The 6042-nt window shown below is 71.9% G+C and carries 1 protein-coding gene; it reads left to right on the plus strand.

From position 1 onward, the window contains the following. On the plus strand, positions 1-6042 hold a 6042-nt coding region (locus BIV23_RS41710; RefSeq protein WP_143079233.1), incomplete at both ends, for an SDR family NAD(P)-dependent oxidoreductase.

Here is a 6042-nt window from a genome sequence, read left to right on the forward strand (position 1 = left end):
CACGCCACCGCCCAGCTCACCCACCACACATCCGCCCGCGATCCCGAGTCGATCGACTGGGCGGCGGCGGTCGAGTACGCGGAACCCGTGTGCCTGGACGGGTACTACGAGCGCTTCCGCGAGCGCGGACTCGACTACGGACCCGCGTTCCAGGGCCTCAGTACCCTGTGGCGACAGGGCGACGAGCTCTACGCCGTCCTTCGCCTTCCGGAGAGCCTGCGGCCCGAAGGGTTCGGGATCCACCCCGCCCTCCTGGACGCCGCGCTCCATACCATCCTCGCCGCCGAGGAGGCCGACGACGAGACGCGAGACCACGACCCGGCTCAGTACCGTGGCGCCGGCCCGGAGCGCGGGAAGCGGGTCCTGCTGCCGTTCGAGTGGAACGACGCCCGGCTGTACGCGACCGGGGCGTCGGTCGTGCGGGTGCGCGTGCGCCTCGACAGCACGCGCGAGCAGGCCGAGCTGTGGGTGACGGACGAGAACGGGGACCCGGTCGTCACCGCGAACCTCCGTCTGCGGGAGGCCGACGCCGAAGGCCTGCGGACGGCGTCGGAACGACACCTGTACCGGGTGGAGTTCCAGGAGTGCACGTCGCCCGCCGCCGAGCTGACGGACACCGTGATCACCGCCGGCCCCCTCGCGGCCAGGCTCGCACTGCCCACACTGGACGCGGAATCCGGACCGGTTCCCTCCCGCATCGTGGTGGACGCCACGGAAACCTCCGGCACCCCGGAGGAATGCACCGCGGCGGCGCTGATCCGTGCACGTGACATGCTGGCCGATCCTCGGCTGGCCGGCACCGAACTGGTCTGGGTGACCCGCCGGGCGGTGTCCGTGGACGAGGGCGAGGCCGTCGACCTCGCCTCGGCGCCCCTGTGGGGGCTGCTGCGCGGGGCGCGCGCCGAGGGGCATCCGGTGCGGCTGGTGGACGTGGACAGTGACGCCGATGCTGACAGGGTGCGGGCGTCGCTGGCCGTTACCGAGCCGGAGCTGGTGGTCCGCGGCGGTGCGATACGGGTTCCCCGGCTGGTCCGGTTCTCCCCGCGCGACACGGCGTCCGTGGAGGGTGGCCCGGCGTCCGCCGCCGACACCCGCGGTGCGGAGCGAGCGCGGGGCACGGTGCTGATCACCGGCGGTACCGGTGAACTGGGGCGGCAGGTCGCACTGCACCTGGTGAGCGAATGGGGAGTGCGCAAGCTGGTACTGGCCTCCCGCCGGGGTGACGCGGCGGACGGTTGCGCCGAACTGGTCGCCGAACTGACCGCCGCCGGGGCCGACCGTGTGCGCGTGGTCGCCTGTGATGTCACCAGCCGCGAGCAGGTGGCCGGACTCGTGGGGTCGATCGCGGATCTCAGCGGGGTGTGGCATCTGGCCGGCGTGCTCGACGACGGGCTGTTCACGGACCAGACCCCGGAGCGGCTGGAACGGGTCTGGGCGCCCAAGGCACGCGCCGCGTGGTGGCTGCACGAGCTGACCGCCGGCCGTCCACTGACCTGGTTCGTGGTGTTCTCGTCCGCCGCGGGCGTGCTCGGAAGCGCCGGGCAGAGTGTCTACGGGGCGGCGAACGCGTTCGCGGACGCGGTCGTGCTCGAGCGACGAAGGCAGGGACTCCCCGGGCTGAGCCTGTCCTGGGGACTGTGGGAGCAGGCGGGCAGGGGGCTGACCGCGCACCTCGGCCAGGCGGAACTGGCGAGGATGCGCAGGCAGGGAGTGACCGCACTGACCGGTGTGCAGGCGCTGGGGGCCCTTGACACCGCGCTGGCCGGCCGACGAGCGCATCTTGTTCCCGTGCGGATCGATCTGTCCGGAGCCGAGGACACCCGCTCGCCGCTGCTGCGTGGCAGGACCCGGATGCGGAGGCTGGCGGACACCCGCACGAACGGCGGCGACGCCGGCTGGCGCGATCTGCCGGAGCCGCGGCGAACGCGAGCCCTGACAGACCTCGTGCGGCGTGAGGCGGCCGTGGCGTTGGGCGTCCTTGACGAGATCGACCCCACGGCGCAGTTCACCGAGCTCGGGCTGGACTCGCTGATGGCCGTGGAACTGCGTCGACGGCTGTCCGCCGAGACCGGGCTGCCGCTGCCCGCGACGGCCGTCTTCGATCACCCGACGCCCGCCGGCCTGGCCGAGTTCCTCAGCGGCTGCATAGGAGAGCGGGGGGACGACACGGGGCGTGCGCGTCGCGTGGAACGCGTGGAGCGACGCGGTGTCCATCCGGCGACCGAGGGGCAGCGCAGGCTGTGGTTCCTGGAACGGATGCGCCCTGGCACCGCCGAATACAACGTGACGATGCCGGTCCGGGTCGCCGGACCGCTGGACCGCGCGGCGTTCGCCTCCGCCGTCGAGTTCGTGGTGCGGCGGCACGAGGCGCTGCGCACGGGCCTGGAGAGCCGCGAGGGTGAGCTGGTCCAGGTGGTGCACGAGGAGTTCGACACCCCGCTGCGCTTCGATGAGGTGGCCGGCACCGAGGAGCAGGCCGACCGGATCCGGGTCGAGTCCGAGACGCCCTTCGACCTGTCCGCCCCCGTGCTGTTCCGCTGTCTGGTGCTGACCGGCGCGAAGGAGCAGGTGGTCTGCTTCACCCTGCACCACGCGATCATCGACGCCTGGTCGCTGGTCACGATGCTGCATGAACTGTTCGCCGCGTACGAGGAGTTCCGCGCGGGCCTCGTTCCCGACAGCGGGAGCGAGTCGATCGTCCACCTCGGCGACTACGCCGCCTGGGAGCGGGACTCCGTCGAGCAGGGAGCCTTCGAGGCGGGGCTCGACTTCTTCCGGCGCGAACTGGCCGGGGTGCCACGTCTGGAACTGCCCCGGAGCGACCTGGACGCCGGCGCGGGCACGGTCGGATTCACGCTGTCCGACGCCCTTCGGGGCGAGCTGGAGGGCCTCGCCGCCGATGCCGGGGTCACGCTGTACACGGTGCTGGCCAGCGCCTTCGCGGTGCTGCTCGCCCGGTACAGCGACCAGCGGGACTTCAGCATCGGCACGGTGTGGTCCGGGCGGGGGCTGTCCGGGTCGGCAGGGATCGTCGGCTTCCTCGCCAACACCCTGCCGTTGCGCTGTGATCTCTCCGCCGACCCCAACGTGACCGGTCTGCTGTCGGCGATGAAGTCCCGCGTGCTCGGCGTGCTGGAACACCAGAACGTGCCGCTGTCCGAAGTGGTCAAGGTCGTCGGCGCCGAGCGCAACGGCGAGGAGAACCCGTTGTTCCGGGCGGTGTTCAACTACGGCCTGGGGGCGGAGCCGGACGGCGACACGTGGCGGCCGCTCGCCGGCTGCTTCACCGGCAACGTCGCGGGAACCGCCAAGTTCGAGCTGACGATGAGTCTCGCCCCTGCTGCCGAGGGGCTGCGCGGGGAGCTGGAGTTCCAGTCGCACGTACTGGACCGGGAATCCGCACGACGCATGGTCGCGAACTTCGAGACCCTGCTGAACTCCTTCGTCCGCAACGAGGGTCTGCCGGTCAGCCGGTTGCCCCTGCTCTGCGCGGAGGAAGAGGACTGGTTCCGGCAGCACGGCGGGAGCGTGGCAGCGGATCCGGCCGAGCGGGGCACCGTACTGGACCGGATCCTGGAGTGGGTCCACCGGACTCCGGACGCCGTGGCCCTGGTGTCGGACGGGCGGGAACTGACCTACCGGCAGCTCGCCGCGAAGGCGGCGACCGTCTCCGTGCGGCTGCGCGAACTCGGTGTCGAGCCCGAGGCCAGGGTCGGTGGCTGCATGCCACGCTCGGCGGACCTCGTCGTGGGTGTGCTGGCGATCTGGATGGCCGGCGGTGCGTACGTTCCGCTGGACCCGGAGCACCCGAAGGCACGGCTGGCGGACCTGATCGAGGACTGCGCACCCGCGGCCATCCTGACCAGGGGGACTGCGGTGGAGGCGGTCACGGAGTCGGGTGTCGCTGTCGTACCGGTCGATGACGTCCCGGAGAGCGCCGGCATCCCGGAATCCGGACTGCGTCCGGAAGACCTCGCCTGCGTCGTCCACGACTCGGGTTCGACGGGCAGTCCCAGGGGCACGCTGATCGAGCACGCGCAGTTCACTCACGTCGGCACGGCACCCGCGGACGGGATCGGCGCCGGTCCCGGCGACACGTGGCTGTCGGTGGCCGGCGCGTCGTTCGACATGTCCGCCGTGGAGCTCCTGCGGGCGCTCACCCGTGGCTGCCGCGTCGTGGTGGCACAGGAGCCGTCGGGCGGCTGGGCGACGTACCTGCCCTACGAGCCGACGCACCTGCACTGCACTCCGTCGTTCGCGAGGACGCTGCTGTCCGACGCGGACGGGCGCGCACTGCTCGGCGGGCTGAAGGAACTGATCGCCCAGGGCGAGGAACTCGACCGCGCGCTGGCGGACCGGCTGCTTCGGCACTGCCCGGTCACCGAGGTGTACGGACCCGCGGAGACCACGTTCCGGGCCACGGCCTGGCGAGTCGGTTCGGGTCCGATCCGACTCGGCGAACCGCTGGAGAACACGACCCTGTACGTGCTGGACGGCAACGGACAGCGTGTGCCTCGGGGGTGTCGTGGTGAGTTGTGGATCGGTGGGCGCGGTGTCGCGCGGGGGTACTGGGACCGGGCCGCGCTGACGGACGAGCGGTTCGTGGTGGACCCGTTCGCGGGTGCGGGACGGATGTACCGCACCGGCGACGTGGTCCGCTACCGCGAGGACGGCTCGCTCGTGATCGACCGACAGGACCTGGCCGCACTGCCCGCGCCGCAGCCCGAGCCCCCGGCCGCACCGCCGGCGTCGGGGCCCGAGCCCGCGGCACCGGCCTGCGGCGGGGACCGGGTCCGGGAGACGGTGGTCGCGGCCTGGTCCGAGGTACTGGGGCTGGAGCCGGCCGACGTGGACCCGGACAGCGGATTCTTCGATCTGGGCGGAACGTCGTTGGCAGCGGTGCGGGTCCATGAGCTGGTCCGCGCCGGCCTGGACCGCGAGTTCCCGCTCTCGACGCTGTTCCGCCACTCCACGGTGCGGCAGCTGACCACGTTCCTGCGCGGCGACAGCACGCCCGCGGTGACCGCGGTGACGGCGCCGGCCGAGGAGCGTTCGGGCAAGGACCGTGTCGACGAGGATGCGGTGGCGATCGTGGGTATGGCCCTGCGCCTGCCGGGTGCGACCGACGCGGAGGAGTTCTGGGCGAACCTGCGGGGCGGTGTGGAGTCGATCCGCCGCTTCACCGACCAGGAGCTGCTGGACGCCGGGGTGCCCAGGAACGTACTGGAGGATCCCGCCTTCGTCCCGGCCAAGGGCTACGTGGAGAACGCCGATCTCTTCGACGCCGAGTTCTTCGGATACTCGCCGGCCGAGGCGGAGCACATGGATCCGCAGCACCGGCTCTTCCTGGAAACGGCCTGGCAGGGCCTGGAGAACGCCGGCATCCTGCCCGGCGCCCACCCCGGCCGCATCGGCGTCTTCGCCGGTTCCGGCTTCGGCGGCTACAACAGCGGAAGCGTCCGCGGCGACGAGATCACCGAACTCTCCGACTTCTACCGCGACCTCCTCGGGAACAAGTCCGACTTCGTGTCCACGAGGGTGGCGCACAAGCTGAATCTGCGCGGTCCCGCGCTGACGGTGCAGACGGCGTGTTCCACGGGCCTGGTGGTCGCGCACCTGGCCAGGCAGAGCCTGCTGCGCGGGGAGTCCGACGTGGCACTCGTCGGCGCCTCCGCTCTCACCTTCCCCCTGGAGTACGGCTACTACCACCAGGAAGGATTCGTCTTCTCCCCGGACGGCTCCTGCCGTGCGTTCGACGCCGACGGCGCGGGCACGGTCGTCGCCAACGGTGTGGTGGCGGTGGTGCTGCGGCGGCTGTCGGACGCGGTCGAGGCCGGGGACCGCATCTACGCCGTCATCCGCGGCAGCGCGATCAACAACGACGGCGCGGACAAGGTCGGGTTCACCGCACCCAGCGTGAACGGCCAGGTCACCGTCATCACCGACGCCCTCGCCGACGCCGGACTCTCCCCCGCCGACATCGGCTACGTCGAGGCCCACGGCACAGCCACCGCAATGGGCGACCCCATCGAGATCCAGGCC

The organism is Streptomyces monashensis (assembly GCF_001866665.1).
In the GTDB taxonomy this organism is placed as follows: Bacteria; Actinomycetota; Actinomycetes; order Streptomycetales; family Streptomycetaceae; genus Streptomyces; species Streptomyces monashensis.